Source organism: Streptomyces shenzhenensis (genome assembly GCF_021462265.1).
Taxonomy (GTDB): domain Bacteria; phylum Actinomycetota; class Actinomycetes; order Streptomycetales; family Streptomycetaceae; genus Streptomyces; species Streptomyces shenzhenensis.
The window spans coordinates 210,198-230,814 of the sequence record NZ_JAJONF010000008.1 but is presented as its reverse complement, the minus strand read 5'-3'; the positions used below and the strand labels follow the sequence as shown (position 1 = coordinate 230,814).

At 71.1% G+C, this 20,617-nt stretch carries 18 protein-coding genes; 17 read left to right on the top strand and 1 reads right to left on the bottom strand.

The annotated features are described in order from the left end of the window. Positions 1 to 32: 32 nt before the first annotated feature. The 5 genes from ilvN (at position 33) to LQ326_RS14280 (ending at position 5,466) form a co-directional block, all read left to right on the top strand. Positions 33 to 557, top strand: a complete 525-nt coding sequence (ilvN, locus tag LQ326_RS14300; RefSeq protein WP_181801143.1) for an acetolactate synthase small subunit — start codon at positions 33 to 35, stop codon at positions 555 to 557. Positions 558 to 698: 141 nt separating this feature from the next. Further along, the gene (gene ilvC, locus LQ326_RS14295) at positions 699 to 1,697 is read left to right on the top strand and encodes a ketol-acid reductoisomerase (protein WP_234536335.1); all 999 of its coding nucleotides are present in this window, start codon (positions 699 to 701) and stop codon (positions 1,695 to 1,697) included. A gap of 228 nt (positions 1,698 to 1,925) precedes the next feature. Beyond that, complete coding sequence (gene serA / locus LQ326_RS14290) at positions 1,926 to 3,515, top strand: phosphoglycerate dehydrogenase (RefSeq protein ID WP_234536333.1); 1,590 nt, start codon at positions 1,926 to 1,928, stop codon at positions 3,513 to 3,515. A 388-nt stretch (positions 3,516 to 3,903) separates the two neighbouring features. Further along, a complete protein-coding gene (locus LQ326_RS14285) occupies positions 3,904 to 5,193 on the top strand; it encodes an RNA-guided endonuclease InsQ/TnpB family protein (RefSeq protein ID WP_234536331.1) in 1,290 nt (429 codons plus the stop codon). A gap of 48 nt (positions 5,194 to 5,241) precedes the next feature. Continuing rightward, the gene (locus LQ326_RS14280; RefSeq protein ID WP_308401917.1) at positions 5,242 to 5,466 is read left to right on the top strand and encodes a hypothetical protein; all 225 of its coding nucleotides are present in this window, start codon (positions 5,242 to 5,244) and stop codon (positions 5,464 to 5,466) included. A 41-nt stretch (positions 5,467 to 5,507) separates the two neighbouring features. Here the strand turns inward: LQ326_RS14280 and LQ326_RS14275 are convergent, their stop codons facing one another. Beyond that, positions 5,508 to 6,800, bottom strand: coding sequence for a PucR family transcriptional regulator (locus LQ326_RS14275; RefSeq protein WP_234536329.1), 1,293 nt, complete (start codon positions 6,798 to 6,800; stop codon positions 5,508 to 5,510). Positions 6,801 to 6,944: 144 nt separating this feature from the next. Here LQ326_RS14275 and LQ326_RS14270 point away from each other — a divergent pair, with 144 nt between their 5' ends. From LQ326_RS14270 to LQ326_RS14220, 12 genes are all read left to right on the top strand, one after another. Next, positions 6,945 to 7,925, top strand: a complete 981-nt coding sequence (locus tag LQ326_RS14270) for a proline dehydrogenase family protein (RefSeq protein ID WP_234536327.1) — start codon at positions 6,945 to 6,947, stop codon at positions 7,923 to 7,925. 385 nt (positions 7,926 to 8,310) lie between these two features. Further along, positions 8,311 to 9,942, top strand: a complete 1,632-nt coding sequence (gene pruA, locus LQ326_RS14265; RefSeq protein ID WP_234536325.1) for an L-glutamate gamma-semialdehyde dehydrogenase — start codon at positions 8,311 to 8,313, stop codon at positions 9,940 to 9,942. Between the two features lie 305 nt (positions 9,943 to 10,247). Beyond that, positions 10,248 to 10,472 carry a hypothetical protein gene (locus tag LQ326_RS14260; protein WP_234536324.1) on the top strand — a complete coding sequence of 75 codons (225 nt, stop codon included), beginning with the start codon at positions 10,248 to 10,250 and terminating at the stop codon, positions 10,470 to 10,472. Continuing rightward, on the top strand, positions 10,469 to 11,767 hold the full coding sequence (locus tag LQ326_RS14255) for a globin domain-containing protein (RefSeq protein ID WP_234536322.1): 1,299 nt from the start codon (positions 10,469 to 10,471) through the stop codon (positions 11,765 to 11,767). Before LQ326_RS14260 ends, LQ326_RS14255 begins: the two co-directional genes overlap by 4 nt. 302 nt (positions 11,768 to 12,069) lie before the next feature. Next, positions 12,070 to 12,201 (top strand): hypothetical protein, encoded by a 132-nt coding sequence (locus LQ326_RS47855; protein WP_015493350.1) that lies wholly within the window; start codon positions 12,070 to 12,072, stop codon positions 12,199 to 12,201. Between the two features lie 262 nt (positions 12,202 to 12,463). Further along, entirely contained in the window at positions 12,464 to 13,507 is a 1,044-nt protein-coding gene (locus LQ326_RS14250; protein ID WP_234536320.1) for a 3-isopropylmalate dehydrogenase, read from the top strand. Between the two features lie 298 nt (positions 13,508 to 13,805). Continuing rightward, on the top strand, positions 13,806 to 14,894 hold the full coding sequence (locus tag LQ326_RS14245; RefSeq protein WP_234536316.1) for a branched-chain amino acid aminotransferase: 1,089 nt from the start codon (positions 13,806 to 13,808) through the stop codon (positions 14,892 to 14,894). A gap of 147 nt (positions 14,895 to 15,041) precedes the next feature. Next, a complete protein-coding gene (locus tag LQ326_RS14240; protein WP_234536315.1) occupies positions 15,042 to 16,034 on the top strand; it encodes a GNAT family N-acetyltransferase in 993 nt (330 codons plus the stop codon). Positions 16,035 to 16,200: 166 nt separating this feature from the next. Beyond that, positions 16,201 to 16,902: an urease subunit gamma gene (gene ureA, locus LQ326_RS14235; RefSeq protein WP_234536313.1), complete on the top strand. Its 702-nt coding sequence runs from the start codon at positions 16,201 to 16,203 to the stop codon at positions 16,900 to 16,902. Further along, complete coding sequence (locus LQ326_RS14230) at positions 16,899 to 18,611, top strand: urease subunit alpha (protein ID WP_234536310.1); 1,713 nt, start codon at positions 16,899 to 16,901, stop codon at positions 18,609 to 18,611. Before ureA ends, LQ326_RS14230 begins: the two co-directional genes overlap by 4 nt. A gap of 37 nt (positions 18,612 to 18,648) precedes the next feature. Continuing rightward, the gene (locus LQ326_RS14225; RefSeq protein ID WP_234536308.1) at positions 18,649 to 19,713 is read left to right on the top strand and encodes an agmatine deiminase family protein; all 1,065 of its coding nucleotides are present in this window, start codon (positions 18,649 to 18,651) and stop codon (positions 19,711 to 19,713) included. Positions 19,714 to 19,722: 9 nt separating this feature from the next. After that, positions 19,723 to 20,322 (top strand): TetR/AcrR family transcriptional regulator, encoded by a 600-nt coding sequence (locus tag LQ326_RS14220; RefSeq protein ID WP_234536306.1) that lies wholly within the window; start codon positions 19,723 to 19,725, stop codon positions 20,320 to 20,322. Positions 20,323 to 20,617: the final 295 nt, after the last annotated feature.

The window sequence follows — 20,617 nt, the reverse complement described above, 5'->3', positions numbered from 1 at the left end:
GCGAGAGACGCAAGAGAGAGACGCAGAAGAAAATGTCCAAGCACACGCTCTCCGTCCTGGTGGAGAACAAGCCGGGCATCCTCGCCCGGATCGCGGCCCTGTTCTCCCGTCGCGGCTTCAACATCGACTCGCTCGCCGTCGGCGTCACCGAGCACGCCGACATCTCCCGCATCACGATCGTGGTGAGCGTCGAGGCGCTGCCGCTGGAGCAGGTCACCAAGCAGCTCAACAAGCTCGTCGAGGTGCTCAAGATCGTCGAACTGGAGCCGGGTGCGGCCGTTCAGCGGGAACTCGTTCTGGTGAAGGTGCGCGCCGACAACGAGACGCGCTCCCAGATCGTCGAGATCGTCCAGCTCTTCCGCGCCAAGACCGTCGACGTCTCCCCGGAGGCCGTCACCGTGGAGGCGACCGGCAGCAGCGAGAAGCTGACCGCCATGCTCAAGATGCTGGAGCCGTTCGGCATCAAGGAACTGGTGCAGTCCGGCACCATCGCGATCGGGCGCGGGGCCCGTTCGATCACCGACCGGTCGCTGCGCGCCCTCGACCGATCTGCGTAAGGCTTGAGCAAGGCCCGGCACGGGCGGCCGGCGGTCCCTCCCGGCGCGCCGTCCGCCCGTATGCCGAGACCCCGAGACTTCCCTTCCGCCCGCCGTCATACGGTGGGACGCAACACCTGCACACCAAGGAGAGAACCCAAAGTGGCCGAGCTGTTCTACGACGCCGACGCCGACCTGTCCATCATCCAGGGCCGCAAGGTCGCGGTCATCGGCTACGGCAGCCAGGGTCACGCCCACGCGCTGTCGCTGCGCGACTCGGGCGTCGACGTGCGTGTCGGTCTGCACGAGGGCTCCAAGTCCAAGGCGAAGGCCGAGGAGCAGGGCCTGCGCGTGGTGACCCCGGCCGAGGCCGCCGCCGAGGCCGACGTCATCATGATCCTGGTCCCGGACCCCATCCAGGCCCAGGTCTACGAGGAGTCCATCGCCCCGAACCTGAACGACGGCGACGCCCTGTTCTTCGGCCACGGCCTGAACATCCGCTACGGCTTCATCAAGCCCCCGGCCGGCGTCGACGTGTGCATGGTCGCCCCGAAGGGCCCGGGCCACCTGGTGCGCCGCCAGTACGAGGAGGGCCGCGGCGTGCCGTGCATCGTGGCCGTCGAGCAGGACGCCACCGGGGGCGGCTTCGCGCTCGCGCTGTCGTACGCCAAGGGCATCGGCGGCACCCGCGCCGGCGTCATCAAGACGACCTTCACCGAGGAGACCGAGACCGACCTGTTCGGTGAGCAGGCCGTCCTCTGCGGTGGCACCTCCGCCCTGGTCAAGGCCGGTTTCGAGACCCTGGTCGAGGCCGGTTACCAGCCGGAGATCGCCTACTTCGAGTGCCTGCACGAGCTGAAGCTCATCGTCGACCTGATGTACGAGGGCGGCCTGGAGAAGATGCGCTGGTCGGTCTCCGAGACCGCCGAGTGGGGCGACTACGTCACCGGCCCGCGGATCATCACCGACGCCACCAAGGCCGAGATGAAGCAGATCCTCGCCGAGATCCAGGACGGCACCTTCGCCCGTAACTGGATGGACGAGTACCACGGCGGCCTGAAGAAGTACAACGAGTACAAGAAGCAGGACTCCGAGCACCTGCTGGAGACCACCGGCAAGCAGCTGCGCAAGCTGATGTCCTGGGTGAACGAAGACGCGTGAGCCCCAGGTGACAGGGCCGGGGCGGTGCCCCGGCCCTGTTGTCCGTCCCGTCGAATCCCAGACGGGTGATCCTTCCGCCGAGGCGCAGGACGACCTCCGCCACGCCACTACACTGCGGTACTACATACGCGTCAGGCCCACAGCGTCGTGCGTCTCCACGCGGCTAGCCAACCTCCACCGCCTGCGGCCGTCGGGACGGCCGTCCGCATTGGACATGTGAGGACTCACGTGAGCTCGAAACCTGTCGTACTCATCGCTGAAGAGCTGTCGCCCGCCACCGTCGACGCGCTGGGCCCGGACTTCGAGATCCGGCACGCGAACGGAGCAGACCGAGCCGAGCTGCTCCCCGCCATCGCCGACGTGGACGCGATCCTGATCCGCTCCGCCACCAAGGTCGACGCCGAGGCCATCGCGGCCGCCAGGAAGCTGAAGGTCGTCGCCCGAGCCGGCGTCGGCCTGGACAACGTCGACGTCTCCGCCGCCACCAAGGCCGGCGTGATGGTCGTCAACGCCCCGACCTCCAACATCGTGACCGCCGCCGAACTGGCCTGCGGTCTGCTCATCTCCAGCGCCCGCCACATTCCGCAGGCCAACTCCGCGCTGAAGAACGGCGAGTGGAAGCGCAGCAAGTACACCGGCGTCGAGCTCGCCGAGAAGACCCTCGGTGTCGTCGGCCTCGGCCGCATCGGTGCCCTGGTCGCCCAGCGCATGTCCGCCTTCGGCATGAAGGTCGTGGCGTACGACCCCTACATCCAGCCCGCCCGCGCCGCGCAGATGGGCGTCAAGGTGCTGTCGCTGGACGAGCTGCTCGAAGTCGCCGACTTCATCACCGTGCACCTTCCGAAGACCCCCGAGACGGTCGGTCTGATCGGCGACGAGGCGCTGCGCAAGGTCAAGCCGTCGGTGCGGATCGTCAACGCCGCGCGCGGTGGCATCGTCGACGAGGAGGCGCTGTACGCGGCGCTCAAGGAGGGCCGGGTGGCCGGCGCGGGCCTCGACGTCTACGCCAAGGAGCCGTGCACCGACTCCCCGCTCTTCGAGCTCGACCAGGTCGTCTGCACCCCGCACCTCGGCGCCTCCACCGACGAGGCCCAGGAGAAGGCGGGCATCGCGGTCGCCAGGTCCGTCCGCCTCGCCCTCGCCGGCGAGCTGGTCCCGGACGCGGTGAACGTCCAGGGCGGTGTCATCGCCGAGGACGTCAAGCCGGGCCTGCCCCTCGCCGAGCGCCTGGGCCGTATCTTCACCGCGCTCGCCGGTGAGGTCGCGGTCCGCCTCGACGTCGAGGTCTACGGCGAGATCACCCAGCACGACGTGAAGGTGCTGGAGCTGTCCGCGCTCAAGGGTGTCTTCGAGGACGTCGTCGACGAGACGGTGTCGTACGTCAACGCCCCGCTGTTCGCGCAGGAGCGCGGTGTCGAGGTACGGCTGACGACCAGCTCGGAGTCGGCCGACCACCGCAACGTCGTCACCGTGCGCGGCACCCTCGCGGGCGGCGAGGAGGTCGCGGTCTCGGGCACGCTGGCCGGCCCGAAGAACGTGCAGAAGATCGTCGCGGTCGGCGAGTACGACGTCGATCTCGCGGTCGCCGACCACCTGCTGGTGCTGCGCTACGAGGACCGGCCGGGCGTTGTCGGCACCGTGGGCCGCATCCTCGGGGAGGCCGGCATCAACATCGCCGGCATGCAGGTCGCGCGCGCGGCGGCGGGCGGCGAGGCGTTGGCCGTCCTCACCGTCGACGACACGGTGGCGCCCGGCGTACTGGCCGAGGTGGAGGCGGAGATCGGGGCGACGTCGGCTCGTTCGGTGAACCTGGTCTGACGCAACGCATCAAGAACGCCGGTCGGGTGAGAGCTCCTCAGCCGACCGGCGTTCTGCTGTCCACCTACCTGTCCTTGCGCAGGCTCACGCCCCCCCCGCTGCCGTCCGGAACCGGTTCGGCCCGGCCAAGTCGCCGCCCAGCGTCTCCCAGGCCCCGCCGCAGGCATCTCGTGCCCATCGTGGTGAAGCGCCTGCGACGGACCAACCTCGCCTACGATTCCTCGTCTCCATCCGTGGACCTGCGGGCGACCTCGTACGGTCAGTGGTGGCGGTGAGTCGAAGGCCGTGCGGTCGGGGGGCCTGGACGGCGGGGCGTGGGGGTCACTCTCCCGGGTGATGTTGATCGAAGGCGTGCACGGGTGGGGAACGTGGTGGCTAGTTTCGTGGCATGTCGCGTTTCCGGATGTACCCGACGCCCGTGCAGGTGGAGCAGATGCTGCTGCACTGCGCGCACGCCCGGTACGTGTGGAACTTGGCGGTGGAGCAGCATGCGTATTGGAGGCCGGGCCGCGGGTCCGCGCCCGGTTTTGCGGAGCAGTGCCGCCAGCTGACCGAAGCCCGGTGTGAGAACGAGTGGCTGGCAGCCGGGAACGCGGACGTGCAACAGCAGGCCCTGAAGGACTTCGCAAAGGCCAGGAACGCCCGCTTCACCTCCGGATTTGGCGAGCCGACCTGGCGCAGCAAGCACGTGCACGAGGGCTTCCGCGTCATCGGTACTGACCGCGTGCCCGAGTTCGAGCCGGACGGCAGGGCGAGGCTGAACCCGAAGACTGGTAAGCAGGTGATGGCCCGCTCCGTGGTCGTGCAGAGGCTGAACCGGCGGTGGGCGCAGGTGAAGGTACCCGGCTGCAGCTGGGTGCGTTTCCGTCTCACTCGTGCCGAACTGCCCGCCGCGAAGACGTTCCGGGTCACCTTCCGTAACGGACAGTGGCATATCGCGTTCGCCGTCGTCCCTGAACCCATCGACGTGCTGGCCACGGGTGAGGTCATCGGCATCGACCGGGGCGTGACCATCACCGCCGCTCTGTCCGACGGCCGCAAACTCAACTGCCCCCAGCTCACGGTCAGAGAGCGGGCACAGATCCGCAAACACCAGCGGCGTGCCGCCCACGCCCCCAAGGGCAGTGAGGCCAAGGCCGCCGGGCACGCGAAGGTCGCCCGGTTGAAGGCGCGCGAGGCGAATCGGCGCAAGGACTGGTGCGAGAAGACCAGCACCATGCTTGCCAGGTCGTACGGCCTGGTGCGTTTCGAGAAGTTGAACATCAAGAACATGACCCGCTCGGCGAAGGGAACCGTCGAGCAGCCCGGCAGGAATGTCCGGCAGAAGGCCGGGCTGAACCGGGGCATCCTCGCTCAGGGCTGGGGTCTGCTGCGTCGGCGCACGGAGCAGAAGGCTCCGGGCCGGGTCGAGGATGTTCCCGCGCCTTACACGAGTCTGCGGTGCAGTGCCTGCGGATGGATCGAGAAGAAGTCGCGCAAGAGCCAAGCCGACTTCGTCTGCGTGTCCTGCGGCTTCACCTGCAACGCGGATGAGAACGCAAGCATCAATGTCGCGGCAGGACAGGGCGGGATCCCCCGCCCCCGGCGAACAGCCGGTGCCGGAGGGGTGACAACGGCCACCGGCCGTTCGAGCGCCCGTGAACCTCAACCCGCCTGGGTTGGAATCCCCGTCTTTTAATAAGGGGGAGGATGTCAATGCGGCTCCAAGGACGCGGCGGGCGGCGATTTGTCCCATGCGAAGCGCGAGGGCAGCCGTGGGCTGGTCTCGCTGCTGATGGACGCACCGGAGGAGGCCGTCTCCGACGAGGCCGCCAGCACTCTCGGCCGCTGCTGCATGGCCCTGATGTCGGACCTGATCTCCCAGTGGACCTTCGACCCGACGACCGCACCCGACGGCAAGGCGCTCACTGAGGGCCTGCGCCAGACCGTCGAGGCCGCCACTCGCAAGTGACCCGTCCCGCCCGCAGCAGGGCCTCGGACGGAGGGGGTGGGTTACAGCCGCGCCCTCTTCAGTGCCATGTGCAGCAGCAGCCGGTCCTCGCCGTCGTCCAGGTCGAGGCCGGTGAGCTGTTCGACGCGCGAGAGGCGGTAGTACAGGGTCTGCCGGTGGACGCCGAGCGCGGTGGCCGTGCGGCCCGCCTGGCCCGCGTGGTCGAGGTAGACCTCGGCGGTACGGGCCAGTTCGTGGTGGGCCGGGGTGAGCAGCGGGGCCACGGCCCGGTCGTGGGACGCCTGTGGCGGCAGCGCGGTCAGCAGGCGGTACGGGCCGATGTCCGCCCACCGCGCGACCGGCCCGAACCGCGGCTCCGCCAGCGCGGCCCGGGCGGCCGCCGACGCCTCCTGCCAGACCGCGCCCAGCTCCGCCAGGCCGGTCCGGGCCTCGCCCACGCCCACGGCGCAGTCCTGCACCGCAGGCACCGGTCCCGCGGATCCCGCGGCCCCCGCCGCCGGCCGCCCCCCGGCCCCCCGGGCGGCCGCCGACCGGGCCTCCTCCGCCTCCTTGAGCAGCCGGGCGGCGGCCGTCAGGGCGGGGGTGGCCGTGTCCGTGCTGCGCAGCCGGACCAGCACGGCGAGGCTGTGGCCGGCGGCTCCCCAGGGCAGGACGCACAGCGCGGTGGCGTGCGGGACCGTGCGCGGGGAGGGGGCGTCGTCCGGGGCGGCGGCCGGCCAGGGGGCGGCACAGAGCAGGGTGTGCGGTCCGTCCGCGCGGGCCCCGAGGGCGGTACGGAGTTCGGCCACCGCCATCTCCCGCTGCCAGCCGCCCTCCGCGACCAGCACCGCCCGCAGCTCCCGGCCCAGCCCCGCCCCCGCCTGCGCCTCGTCCGCGAGCAGCGCCCCGATCCGCCCGGCCACCCCCATGGCGGCGGCCAGCTGGGCGTCCGTCGGGCCCGGCTCGGAGTCGAGCAGCCAGACGTAGCCGAGGACGACGCCCCGATGGCGTACCGGCAGACAGATCCGCCCCCGGTACACCCCGGCCTCCGGGGTCGGCGGGATCCGGACCGGTGCGGCCGCCCGGGTGATGCCGAAGCCCTCGAACCAGGTGCGGACCGCCGCCGTGGAGCGCCGGGTCAGGATCGAGCGGGTGCGGACCGGGTCCAGCGCCGACGGATCGAGGTCGCCCTCACTGTCGTACGCGCCGAAGGCGATCAGCTCGAAGTCGCGGTTCTCCAGGGTCGCCGGGACGCCCAGCAGCTCCGAGATCTCGTCGACCAGCTCCTGGTAGTCACCCTTGAATTCCGACGTCACCCGGGCATTCTCCCGCAATTCACGGCCGCCTTCATACATCTGTCTGAGATCCGCGGCACGGATGCGTGACAGCTGTCGATGGCCCACGATCGGGAGGGATCCTTAACTTTCACGGTGGTTCCCCGTGCCGTGTCCACAACCGTCGGATCGCGGCCTGTCTGGCATGTGCTGTGGAGGTGCCCCGTGCTGGGTCCCGTGATTCTCGCCGCTTCGCGCAGCGACCGGATGCGACGTCTGATCTCGGCGGCCCCGGTGACGAAGCAGGTCGTCGACCGCTTCATCCCCGGGGAGTCGGTCGCCGACATCGTCCCGATCATCGAGGAGCTCACGGGCCGCGGCCTGGAGCTGACGATGGACGTCGTGGGTGAGGACATCACGACCCCCGAGCAGGCCGCCGCCGCCCGGGACGCCTATCTCGCGCTGATCGACCGGCTGCGCGAGCTGGACCTCGGCGAGCGGGTCGAGATGTCGGTCAAGCTGTCCATGTTCGGGCAGGCCCTCCCGTCGCCCACCACCGCCCTGTTCGAAGGGCCCTCCGGGCCCGCCCCTACATTCGACGAAGGCCACGAACTGGCCCTCGCCAACGTCCGCCCGGTCGTCGAGGCCGCCGCCGCCATCGGTACGACCGTCACCCTCGACGCCGAGGACCACACCACCCTCGACTCGATGTTCGCCATCCACGAGGAACTGCGGAAGGACTTCCCGCAGACCGGCTGCGTCATCCAGGCCTACCTCTTCCGCACCGAGGCCGACGCCCGGCGTCTCGCCGCCGCGGGCAGCCGGGTCCGGCTGGTCAAGGGCGCCTACAAGGAGCCCGCCGAGGTCGCCTACCAGCAGAAGCACGAGATCGACAAGGCGTACGTGCGGATCCTGAAGACCCTGATGGAGGGCGCGGGGTACCCGATGGTCGGCTCCCACGACCCGCGCCTCATCTCCGTCGCCCAGGAACTCGCCCGGCGCGCCGGCCGCAAGCCCGACGAGTACGAGTTCCAGATGCTGTACGGCATCCGCGGCGACGAGCACCTGCGCCTGGCCGCCGAGGGCCACCGGATGCGCGTCTACACCGCCTACGGCACCGACTGGTACGGCTACTTCATGCGCAGGCTCGCGGAGAAGCCTGCCAACCTGCGCTTCTTCCTGCGGAGCATGATCACTCATGGCTGATGCGACCGACCTGTGCCGTGGCCCCGGCCAGGGGTCCGGGGGTTGCCCCCCGGGAGGGCACAGCATGCGCAGGCTCGCGGAGAAGCCTGCCAACCTGCGCTTCTTCGTCCGCTCGATGATCAGCAAGGGGTGATCGCGCTGGATGAGCCACGGCTGTCGGTCTCCGAGGAGTTTCGGAGGCCAACAGCCGCAGCCCTGCGGCCGGCTGAGCCGGACCCAGATCCGTGGAAAGGAGTTACGGATCCCGTGACTCCGCCCCCGAAGGGGCTTCTCATGGCTCGCCACAGCGAGTCCGTGACGGTCAAGCCCTGACCGCTGCTCACCATACGCAACTGCTTCAGCTCCCTCGGGCTGAAGCCAGGGAATCACTCGGAAGAGGTAACCCATGGACGCTGTGACCCAGGTCCCCACCCCCGTCAACGAGCCGGTGCACGGCTACGCCCCCGGCTCCGCCGAGCGCACCCGCCTGGAGGCGAAGCTCAAGGAGCTCGCCGAGAACCCGATCGAGCTGCCGATGACCATCGGCGGTGAGAAGCGCCTCGGCGGCGGCGAGCCCTTCCAGGTCGTCCAGCCGCACAACCACAAGGCCGTCATCGGCACTGGCCGGCACGCCACCCGGCAGGACGCCCAGGACGCGATCGACGCGGCCCTCGCCGCCGCGCCCGCCTGGCGCGCGATGTCCTTCGACGACCGCGCCGCGATCATCCTGCGCGCCGCCGAACTGCTCGCCGGCCCCTGGCGCGAGACCATCGCGGCCGCCACCATGCTCGGCCAGTCCAAGACCGCCCAGCAGGCCGAGATCGACGCGCCCTGCGAGCTGATCGACTTCTGGCGGTTCAACGTCCACTACGCCCGTCAGATCCTCGCCGAGCAGCCCCCGGCCAACTCCCCGGGCGTCTGGAACCGCCTCGACCACCGCCCGCTGGAGGGCTTCGTCTACGCGATCACGCCGTTCAACTTCACCGCGATCGCAGGCAACCTGCCGACGGCTCCCGCCCTCATGGGCAACGTCGTGGTCTGGAAGCCGTCCCCGACCCAGACCCACGCGGCCGTCCTGCTCATGCGGCTGCTGGAGGAGGCGGGACTGCCCAAGGGCGTCATCAACCTCGTCACCGGCGACGGCATCGAGGTGTCGAAGGTCGCGCTGGTCCACCGGGACCTGGCCGGTATCCACTTCACCGGCTCCACCAAGACCTTCCAGTACCTGTGGAAGACGGTCGGCGAGAACATCGAGAAGTACCGCTCGTACCCGCGTCTGGTCGGCGAGACCGGCGGCAAGGACTTCCTCGTCGCCCACCCGAGCGCCGACCGGGCCGTCCTCAAGACGGCCCTCACCCGCGGTGCCTTCGAGTACCAGGGCCAGAAGTGCTCGGCGACCTCCCGCGCGTACCTCCCCGCGTCCATCTGGAACAACGGCTTCCGCGAGGAGTTCACCGCCGAGGTCGACTACCTGACCATGGGTGACGTCACCGACCTGTCGAACTTCATCGGCGCCGTGATCGACGAGCGTGCCTTCGCCAAGAACAAGGCCGCGATCGACCGCGCGAAGACCGACCCGTCCTGCGAGATCGTCGCGGGCGGCTCCTACGACGACTCGGTGGGCTACTTCGTCCGCCCGACGGTCGTCGTCTGCAGCGACCCGGAGAACGAGGTCTTCCGCACCGAGTACTTCGGCCCGTTCCTCGCCGTACACGTCTACGAGGACGACAAGTACGACGAGATGCTGACGCAGATGGAGTCGGTGTCCGACTATGCGCTGACCGGTTCGGTCATCTCCAACGACCGCGCGGCGGCGGCGTACACGATGGAGAAGCTGCGCTACGCGGCCGGCAACTTCTACATCAACGACAAGTCGACCGGCGCCGTCGTCGGCCAGCAGCCCTTCGGCGGCGGCCGCGCCTCCGGCACCAACGACAAGGCCGGCGCCCCGCAGAACCTGCTGCGCTGGACCCTGACCCGCGCGATCAAGGAGACCCTGGTCCCGCCGACCGACTACGCGTACCCGCACATGGGCTGACCCCCGGCCGGCCCCGCCACGGCCCGGGAAGCCCGGCCCGCGAGCGGGGCCGCACGCCCGTCCGCAGGCCCGGGCGCCGGCCGACGGCACGGCGCGCCGGTTTCCACCAGGGCCCAAAGTCCCTGCCACAGGGGGCCTGTCGGCACTGCCGGTGCGCCGCCTCCCGGTGATGAGATGCGGAGGCGGTCTCCGGCCTCCTCCCGAGGGTGCCGACGACGGGACCGCGGACATGCCGTCGCGCGTGGCCGTTCGGCATCCGTGACGGTCAGGGCGCACGCACCACGAGAGCCGGCAGGAGGGCACCGATGTTCCGCCGAGCCGTCGCCGTCGCGGGCATCCGCCTCCTGGCCGCGGGTGTCGCCGTGCTGTCCTTCGCCCGGGGATCCCGGGCGGGGGCGGCCCGGCTGCTGACGGCCGGTACCGCCTGGTACCGCGCCCGCGGGGCGAAGTCCCGGGAGCACGCGACCGCGGCCGGCGGCTGCGCGAACAGCGGGGCATGCGGCACCCGCGTGAGAAAGGTCCACGCATGACCGACGACTACCACGCGCTGCTCGCCCGCCGGGAAGCCATGCGCCTGCGCGATCGCCTGCTCGCCCCCGCCCCGCGCGCGGGAAGCGCCGCCGCGCCGCTCGCACCCGCGCCCGGCCACGACACCCGCCCGGCCGGCGCCTACGACGGGGCCGCCGACCAGCAGGTCATCACCCTGAACCTGGCTCAGGCCGCGCCGTTCGACCGGCTCATCGCCCACCTCTACGAGGCCATGTTCGGCCGGCATCCGTATCTGCGGAAGCTGTTCCCGCAGTCCATGGAGTTCCAGCAGACCCACCTGGAACGGGCGCTCTGGTACCTGATCGAGAACCTGCACCGCCCCGACGACGTGACCGCCTTCTGCACGCGGCTCGGCCGTGACCACCGCAAACTCGGCGTGCTGCCCGTGCACTACCGGGTGTTCGAGGAGGCCCTTGTCGAGGCGCTGCACCGCAGTGCGGGTGGCCGGCTGGGCGTGGACGTGGAGCGGGCGTGGGTGCGCATGGTGCGGTTCGCCGCCGCCGCCATGGTGGACGGCGCCGCGGGGGCGCTGGCCGAACCGGCGTCCTGGAGCGGCACGGTCGTCGACCACCAGCGGCGCCGCCCGGATCTCGCGGTGCTGCGCGTCCGCCCCGGCGAACCGTACCCGTACCGCCCGGGTCAGTACGCGACCCTGCAGACCCCCCTGCTGCCGCATACCTGGCGCCCGTACTCGCTGGCCGGCGCCCCGGGCCCGGACGGCGAACTGGAATTCCACATCCGGCGTACCGGCCCCGGCGGGGTGAGTGACGCCCTCGTGACACGGACCGGCGTCGGTGAAACGTTGCGCCTGGGACCCGCGCAGGGGACGACCACGCTGGACGCCGACATCACTTCCGACGTCCTCGTCGTGGCCGGCGGCACCGGCTGGGCCACCGCCAGGGCCCTGTTGGAGGACCTGGCCGCCCGGCGCCCGTCGGGCCGCCGCGCTCACCTGTTCCTCGGCGCCCGCACAGCCGACGACCTGTACGACGCGCCGGCCCTGGCCCGGCTGCAGAGCCGCTGCACCTGGCTGCGGGTGGTATCCGTGATCGACGACGGCCCTGGGGGGTCCGCGCACCCGCCGATCGCCGAGGCGCTGGCCGGGCATGGCGACCTCAGGGGGCACACGGCCTACGTCAGCGGCCCGTCCGGGCTGGTCACCACCGCCGTGCGGCTGCTGACCGGTCTGGGGCTCCGCGCGGACCGTATCCGCCACGACCCGGTGGCCGCCGGGACCCCCGCGGCGCCGCCTCGTTCGTGGCCCACGGGCGCCTGACCGCGCGGGACGGCCGTCGTACCAACGCCCCGCGCGCCTCTGGCGAGTGGCTCCCGAAAAGTCCCGGTTCGTGGCCCCGTGGCGCGTCCAGCGTCTCAGATAGTAGGAAGTCCGAGTAATTGTGCAGACAGAACCGGGCCGCTCCCTTATTTTTGTAGGAGCCGAACGTCTCGCTAGATCAAGCGAATGGCGGTCGTGAGCCGGGCCCCGTGCAGGCAACCCCTGCGGCACCGCTCCCCGCCCCTTCCGGCGTCTCGTATCCCCCCTGCCGTACTCCAGGTATGCCGAAGGAGTCGATTTCCATGGCCGAGACGACCGTCCGCCGCCGCGTCCGCCACGTGTCCCGCACGAGCGAGTCCGACCGCAAGAACGCCGCCGCCGCCCTCCAGCGCGCCCTCGACCGCCGGGACAACGGCGGCGAGACCGGCCACTGAGCCGCTGACGAGCCGTTGGCGCACCGTTGGCGACACGTCTGACAACCCCTGACGGGAGCCGCGCCCGCAAGGGGTGCGGCGCGGCCGGGACAGTCGCGCCGTACCCTGCGGAGCACTGCCCGCGCCGACGCCTCCGGGCGGCCGGTGACCAGCCCGCCGCCCCCCTGCGGCCCCCGCCGTCACACGGCTGACGGGACGACGCGCGGTGTCCGTATGCCGGACGCCGCATGTCATCCCATGGGACGAGGGGTAGGGTGCCGACATGTCTCGCAGCATCGATCTCGCAGTGATCCCCGGTGACGGCATCGGGCAGGAAGTCGTGGCCGAAGGCCTCAAGGTCCTCTCCGCCGTCCTCCCGGAGGACGTGAAGCTGGAGACCAAGGAGTACGACTTCGGTGCCAGGCGCTACCACGTCACCGGTGAGACCCTCACCGACGCCGACCTCGACGCGCTGAAGCAGCACGACGCCATCCTGCTGGGCGCCATCGGCGACCCGAGCGTCCCTTCCGGCGTCCTGGAGCGCGGCTTCCTGCTGAAGCTCCGCTTCGCCTTCGACCACCACGTCAACCTGCGCCCGTCGAAGCTGCTCCCCGGTGTCGCCACCCCGCTGGCCGGTGAGCCGCAGATCGACTTCGTCGTGGTCCGCGAGGGCACCGAGGGTCCGTACACCGGCAACGGCGGCACCATCCGCAAGGGCACCGAGCACGAGGTCGCCACCGAGGTCTCCGTCAACACGGCCTTCGGTGTCGAGCGGGTCGTCCGGGACGCGTTCGCCCGCGCCCAGGCCCGCCCGCGCAAGAAGCTCACGCTGGTCCACAAGAACAACGTGCTGACCTTCGCCGGGCACCTGTGGACGAACATCTTCAACCAGGTGGCCGCGGAGTTCCCCGAGGTCACCACGGACTACATCCACGTCGACGCGGCGACGATCTACCTCGTCACCGACCCCGGCCGCTTCGACGTCATCGTCACCGACAACCTCTTCGGCGACATCATCACCGACCTCGCCGCGGCCGTCTCCGGCGGCATCGGCGTCGCGGCGAGCGGGAACATCAACCCCTCCCGCGAGTTCCCCTCGATGTTCGAGCCGGTCCACGGCTCCGCGCCCGACATCGCCGGCCAGGGCAAGGCCGACCCCACCGCCACGGTCCTGTCCGTCGCCCTGCTGCTGCGCCACCTCGGCTACGAGGCCGAGGCCGCCCGGATCGACGAGGCCGTCACCGCCGACCTCACCGACCGTCAGGGCAAGCCCGCCCGCTCCACCTCGGAGATCGGCGACGCGCTGGCGGTACGAGTAGCCGGCTGACCCTCAAAGCCCGAAAGGCCTGGGGGGACCCCCGGGTCTCCCGCAGGACTTCGAAGCCGCCGGGTCGCACACGCGCCCGGCGGCTTCCCCATGCCTCCCGCCGGGTGCCACCATCTACCCTGGTCCGCATTCACCCCGATTCCTTCCACCCCGGGCGCCCGCGCGATAATCGAACGCGGAGCCGCGCCGTGAGGGAATGCTCGGACGTCCTATGACAGGGCATTCGCCCTGCTACGGGGCACCGGCCGTACGGGTGTGAGCGCGGCCCATCACTACAACTGGTGAAGGACACCTACTCATGACGACGCCCACGATCGAGCTCAAGCCGTCCGCGCACCCGCTGCCTGCCGCGGAGCGCGAGGCGATCCTGGCCAACCCCGGATTCGGCCGCCACTTCACCGACCACATGGTGACGATCAAGTGGACCGAGGGCCGCGGCTGGCACGACGGCCAGCTCGTTCCGTACGCGCCGATCCCCCTCGACCCGGCCACCAACGTCCTGCACTACGCCCAGGAGATCTTCGAGGGCCTGAAGGCCTACCGCCGTCCCGACGGCTCGGTGGCCACCTTCCGCCCCGACCAGAACGCCAAGCGCTTCCAGCGTTCCGCCCGCCGCCTCGCCATGCCCGAGCTACCGGTGGAGACCTTCGTCGAGGCCTGTGACCTGCTGGTCCAGCAGGACAAGGAGTGGGTCCCGGCACACGGCGGCGAGGAGTCGCTCTACCTGCGCCCCTTCATGATCGCCACCGAGGTCGGCCTGGGCGTCAAGCCGGCCAACGAGTACCTCTTCCTGGTCATCGCCTCCCCGGCCGGCGCGTACTTCCCCGGCGGGGTCAGGCCCGTCTCCATCTGGGCCTCCGAGGACCGCGTCCGCGCCGTTCCCGGCGGCATGGGCGACGCCAAGACCGGCGGCAACTACGCGGCCTCCCTGCTCGCCCAGGCCGAGGCCGCCGCCGAGGGCTGCGACCAGGTCTGCTACCTCGACGCGGTCGAGCACAAGTGGGTCGAGGAACTCGGCGGCATGAACCTGTACTTCGTGTACGGAAACAAGATCGTCACCCCGACCCTCACCGGCTCCATCCTAGAAGGCGTCACCCGCGACTCGCTCCTCACCGTCGCCCGTGACCTCGGCTACGAGTCCGAGGAGGCCCGGATCTCCATCGACCAGTGGCAGCGCGACTCCGAGAACGGCACCCTCACCGAGGTCTTCGCCTGCGGCACCGCGGCCGTGATCACCCCGGTCGGCACGGTCAAGCGCACCGGCGCCCAGTGGCAGCAGTCGGGCGGCGAACTCGGCGAGGTCACCCTCAGGCTCCGCGAGGCCCTCCTCGACATCCAGCGCGGCACGGCCGAGGACAAGCACGGCTGGATGCACCAGCTCGGCTGACGCCGCCGCTGGACCCGCCGGCCCCTCACACGTCCCCCGGTCCCCGCCTCCCAGCCGGAGCGCGGGGACCGGCGCGCATCGGACGGATCGTCAAAGACACGTCGCTGACGGTAGTTTGGTGCACACGGCCGTATGGGGGGTGAGGGCGTGAGCGCGCCTGGCGGGGAGCGGATCGAGATCGTGCGCGCGACCCAGGAGCATGTCCCGAAGATCCTCGAACTGGCGCGGTCCAGGAGCCTGCAGGGCACTGATCCGGCCGCCGCGAGCCAGGAGGGGTTCCTGGTCTCGGAGTACACAGAGGAGGTGTACCGCGCGCAGGTGGTGCGCGCGGAACACTTCTACGTGGCGGTCAAAGGGGCCGACGTCCTGGCGTTTCTGCTGGCGTACAGCGACGAGCGGATCGAACAGGACGAGTGGCTGAACCGCCGGATCAAGACCACCCTCGGCAGTTTCCTGGTGATCAAGCAGGTGTGTGTGGCCCGCGCCGCGGCACGTCAGGGGGTCGCGTCGCTGCTCTACCACCATGTGCTGGAGCAGTGGACGTCCAGCCCGGTGATCGCGGCGGTGGTGAGCGAGCCGCCGAACCAGGCGTCGACACGGTTTCACGGGAAGCTGGGGTTCGAGGAGCTGACGCGGCTGAGGCCGCCGGACGGCCGGCTGCGGACGGTGTGGGTGTGGCGGAAGCCTCGCGAGTCCATGCTGCAGGCGCAGTACGCGATCGCCGTGGACCTGTACAAGCACGAGGACAACACCAACTGGAACAAGCTCACCAACTTCCTCTACATCACGGCGGGTCTCGCGGCCACGCTGGCGTTCGTCCTCGGCAAGGACGGCGCGCAGTCCGAGGGGGTGGCCCGGGGCATCGGGGTGATCATCACGGTGGTCGGATTCGCGTCGGCGCTGGCGTTCGCCGTCATGTTGCGCTTCGGGCGGCGGTATCTGCAGGCCCGTAAGAGCGCGGTGGTGGACCTGGAGGAGCACATGGCCTGGCACGGCGGGCAGCGGATCGTGGGGCGGCAGGCGGCCGATCCGGCGGCGGCCTGGCTGCATTCGTCTCCCACGGGGCTGGTGATGATGCTGCTTCCGGCCTTCGTCTCACTGTGCTGGGTGGCGATGCTGGCCGTGCTGATCGCCGCCTAGCGGCCCGGTCGTCCAGGGCGGTCCGCGATGTTCGGGCGCATGTTTTGAGTGGCATTCCATGTGAATGATCTCATGGTCGGCGTCAACCGGTCTTCTCCTTGCTTCCGCGTTTAGAGTGATGTTCTAATTCGAGGAGGAAACGAGGAATCGAAGGAGGTGCCGGGCTGTGCGACTGACTCCCACGGAGCGTGACCGGCTGCTGCTCTTCGGGGCCGCCGAGCTGGCCCGGGCCCGGCGCGCGCGGGGCCTCAGGCTCAACGTGCCGGAGGCCACCGCGCTGATCGCGGACACCGTCTGCGAGGCGGCCCGGGACGGCAGGCGGCTCGCCGAGGCGGTCGAGGCGGCCCGCTCCGTCCTCGGCCCGGCCGACGTGCTGCCCGGCGTCGCCGACATCGTCACCGAGGTGCACGTCGAGGCCGTCTTCGACGACGGCTCACGGCTCGCGGTCGTCACCGACCCCATCGGGGGCGGGGGGCTGGGAGAGGAGGGGCCCGGTGCCCTGCTTCCGGCGCCCGCGCACGCCGATCCGGAGGCGGTCGTGGTGCTGACCGTCACCAACACCGCGGCCGTCCCGGTCTCGGTCACCTCGCACTTCCACTTCTTCGAGGCCAATCCGCGCCTCGACTTCGACCGCGCCGCGGCCTACGGTCTGCGGCTCGCCGTGCCCGCCGGGTCGTCCGTGCGGTTCGGGCCGGGGGAGTCGCTGGAGGTCGGTCTCGTACCGATCGGCGGCGACCGGGCCGCCATCGGCTTCGCCGGGCTCGTCGACGGCCCGCTGGACGCGCCCGGCGCCCGCGAGGAGGCGCTGCGCCGCGCCGCCGCCTGCGGGTACCTGGGCGTACGGCAGACAGCGCAGGACGAGCGATGAGCCGCCCCGGAGGGCATCCCGCCGAGGCCCGCCGCCTCACCCCGCACGAGTACGCGGCCACCCACGGCCCCCGCGCCGGCGACCGCGTCCGCCTCGGGGACTCGGGGCTGGTGATCCGGGTCGAGGACGACTCCCAGCGCCCCGGCGACGAGTTCCTGGCCGGTTTCGGCAAGACCGCCCGGGACGGACTGCACCTGAAGGCCGCCGCGGTCCGGGAGACCTGTGACGTCGTCGTCAGCAACGTCGTCGTGATCGACGCCGTGCTGGGGATCCGCAAGGTCTCCATCGGCATCCGCGAGGGGCGGATCTGCGCCATCGGGCGGGCCGGGAACCCCGACACCCTCGACGGGGTGGACGTCGTGGTCGGCACCGGCACCTCGATCGTGTCCGGCGAGGGGCTGATCGCCACCGCCGGGGCCGTCGACACGCACGTCCACCTGCTGTCGCCGCGCGTCCTGGAGGCCTCGCTGGCCTCCGGCGTGACCACCGTCATCGGCCAGGAGTTCGGTCCGGTGTGGGGCGTCGGCGTCAACTCGCCCTGGGCGCTGCGGCACGCGTTCGGCGCCTTCGACGCCTGGCCGGTCAACATCGGTTTCCTGGGGCGGGGTTCGTCCTCGCACCCGGCCCCGCTGATCGAGGCCCTCGCCGAGGGAGGCGCCTCGGGCTTCAAGGTGCACGAGGACATGGGCGCCCATACGCGGGCGCTGGACACGGCGTTGCGGGTCGCCGAGGAGCACGACGTCCAGGTCGCCCTGCACAGCGACGGGCTGAACGAGTGCCTGTCGGTCGAGGACACCCTGCGGGTGCTGGAGGGCCGGACCGTCCACGCCTTCCACATCGAGGGCTGTGGCGGCGGGCACGTGCCCAACGTCCTGAAGATGGCCGGTGTCCCCAACGTCATCGGGTCCTCCACCAACCCCACCCTGCCCTTCGGCCGGGACGCGGTCGCCGAGCACTACGGGATGATCGTCTCCGTCCACGACCTGAAGACCGACCTGCCCGGTGACGCCGCCATGGCCCGCGACCGCATCCGCGCCGGAACCATGGGCGCCGAGGACGTGCTGCACGACCTGGGCGCGATCGGCATCACCTCCTCCGACGCGCAGGGCATGGGCCGGGCCGGGGAGACCGTCCGCCGGACCTTCGCCATGGCCGGGAAGATGAAGGCCGAACTCGGCGCCCCGGGCGACGGCCACGACAACGAGCGCGTGCTGCGCTACCTGGCCAAGCTGACCATCAACCCCGCGATCGCCCACGGCCTCGCCCACGAGATCGGCTCGATCGAGGTCGGCAAGCTCGCCGACATCGTGCTGTGGGCACCGGAGTACTTCGGGGCCAAGCCACAGCTGGTGCTGAAGGCCGGATTCCCGGCGTTCGGCGTCACCGGCGACCCGGGCGCGGCCACCGACACCTGCGAACCCCTGGTACTGGGGCCGCAGTTCGGGGCGCACGGCGCCACCCCCGCCGACATCTCCGTCGCGTTCGTGGCCCAGGCCACCCTCGACCAGGGCCACGACACCATGCCCACCCGGCGCCGCCGGGTGGCCGTCCGCGGCACCCGCGGCATCGGCCCCGCCGACCTGCGGCGCAACTCCCGTACCGGAGCGGTCGACGTCGACCAGCGCACCGGCCTGGTCACCCTCGACGGCGAGCCGATCCAGTCCGAGCCCGCCGACTCCGTCTCTCTCAACCGCCTTTATTTCCTCTGATATCTCCCATGAAATGCCACAGCCTGTGAGGATCACCATGTCCGCTGCCGCCGACGGCTTCCGGATGCCCGCCGAATGGACCCCGCACGAGCGCACCTGGATGGCGTGGCCGGGCCCCAACCCCACCTTCGACGACCCCGGCGACCTCCTCGCCGCACGGACGGCCTGGGCGTCGGTGGCCCGTGCGGTCCGCCGCTTCGAACCGGTGACGGTGGTGTGCGGCCCCGGTCAGTCGGCGGACGCGCGGACGCTGCTCGGTCCGGGCGTCGACACCGTCGAGCGCGAACTGGACGACGCCTGGATGCGGGACATCGGCCCCACGTTCCTCACGAACGGCCGTGAACTGGCCGCCGTGGACTGGACGTTCAACGGCTGGGGCGCCCAGCACTGGGCCCGCTGGGAGCACGACGCGAAGATCGCCGCGGAGGTCGCGGACCTCGCGGGCGCGCGGACGTACGCCTCGCGTCTGGTCAACGAGGGCGGTGCCGTCCACGTCGACGGCGAGGGAACCGTGCTGCTGACCGAGACCGTGCAGCTCGGCCCCGAGCGCAACCCGGGCTGGACGAAGGAGGAGGCCGAGGCCGAGATCCACGGGATGCTCGGCACCCGCAAGGCGATATGGCTGCCGCGCGGCCTCACCGGGGACTACCCTCCCCCGCTGCCCGAAAGGCGTGGGGGGACCTCCAACGGCTTCGGCACCCTCGGGCACGTCGACATCGTCGCCGCCTTCGCCCGCCCGGGAGTCGTGGTCGCGCACTCCCAGCCCGACCCGGCACACCCCGACCACGAGGTGACCAAGGAGGTCATCGGCCTGCTGCGGTCCCAGAGCGACGCGCGCGGCCGCGCGCTGGAGGTCGTCGAGGTCCCGGCGCCGACCGTCCTGGAGGCCGACGGCCACTGGGCGGACTACTCCTACATCAACCACTACCTCTGCAACGGCGCCGTGGTGCTGTGCGGCTTCGACGACCCGCGCGACGAGACGGCCGCCGGGATCTTCCGCCGGCTGTTCCCGGAGCGGACGGTGACCCTGGTGGACGCCCGTACGATCTTCTCCGGCGGTGGCGGCATCCACTGCATCACGCAACAGCAGCCGAGGATCTAGGAGCGGAAGATGGCCGGTGGGCGCAGACAGGCCCCGCCCCGCGAGGACGTGCTCGCCGCCGCCATGTCGATGATCGCCGAACGGGGCCTGGAGAAGCTGACCATGGCCGCGCTCGGCCGCGAGGTCGGCATGAGCAGCGGCCATCTCCTCTACTACTTCCACTCCAAGGACGAACTGCTGCTGGAGACCCTGGAGTGGAGCGAGGGCCGGCTGGGCGCCGAGCGCGGCCGGCTGCTCACCCGGCGCGGCACCGCCCGCGCCCGCCTCGACGCCTACGTCGACCTGTACGTGCCCGACGGGCACCGGGACCCGCACTGGACCCTCTGGCTTGAGGTCTGGAACCGCTCGCAGAACGCCGACGACACGGCCCGCGACCGGCAGGCCGCCATCGAGGGCGCCTGGCACCGTGACCTGGTGGCGCTGCTCGCGGAGGGCGTCTCGCGCGGCGAGTTCCGGCCCGTCGACCCCGACCGGTTCGCCGCCCGCCTGCGCGCCCTGCTCGACGGCTTCTCCATCCATGTGGCGATCGGGCTGCGCGGCACGGACCGCGCGCAGGTCCTCGGCCATGTGCGCGAGTTCCTCCGGGCGGATCTGTTCGCGGACGCCTGACCTTCCGGCCGGGCCGTACGCGATGAGGTTCCCGCCGCCGTAGCGGGGCCGGCTCACCGACGTGCGGTCCGGCGCCGGCGGCCGCGCGGCCGGGTTGCTCTCCGGCGCCCGTGACCTGGTACCGGGCGACGCGACGCCGGCGGCGTGCGCGACGTCTTCGTCCAACACCCCGCGTCCGTGAGCCGTGAGCCGTGAGCCGTGAGCCGCGTCCGTGAGTCGTGAGTCGTGAGTCGTGAGTCGTGAGCCTTCAGCCGCGGCTGGCGTCTCATGCGGTGCCTCGGCGGCGACCGCATCC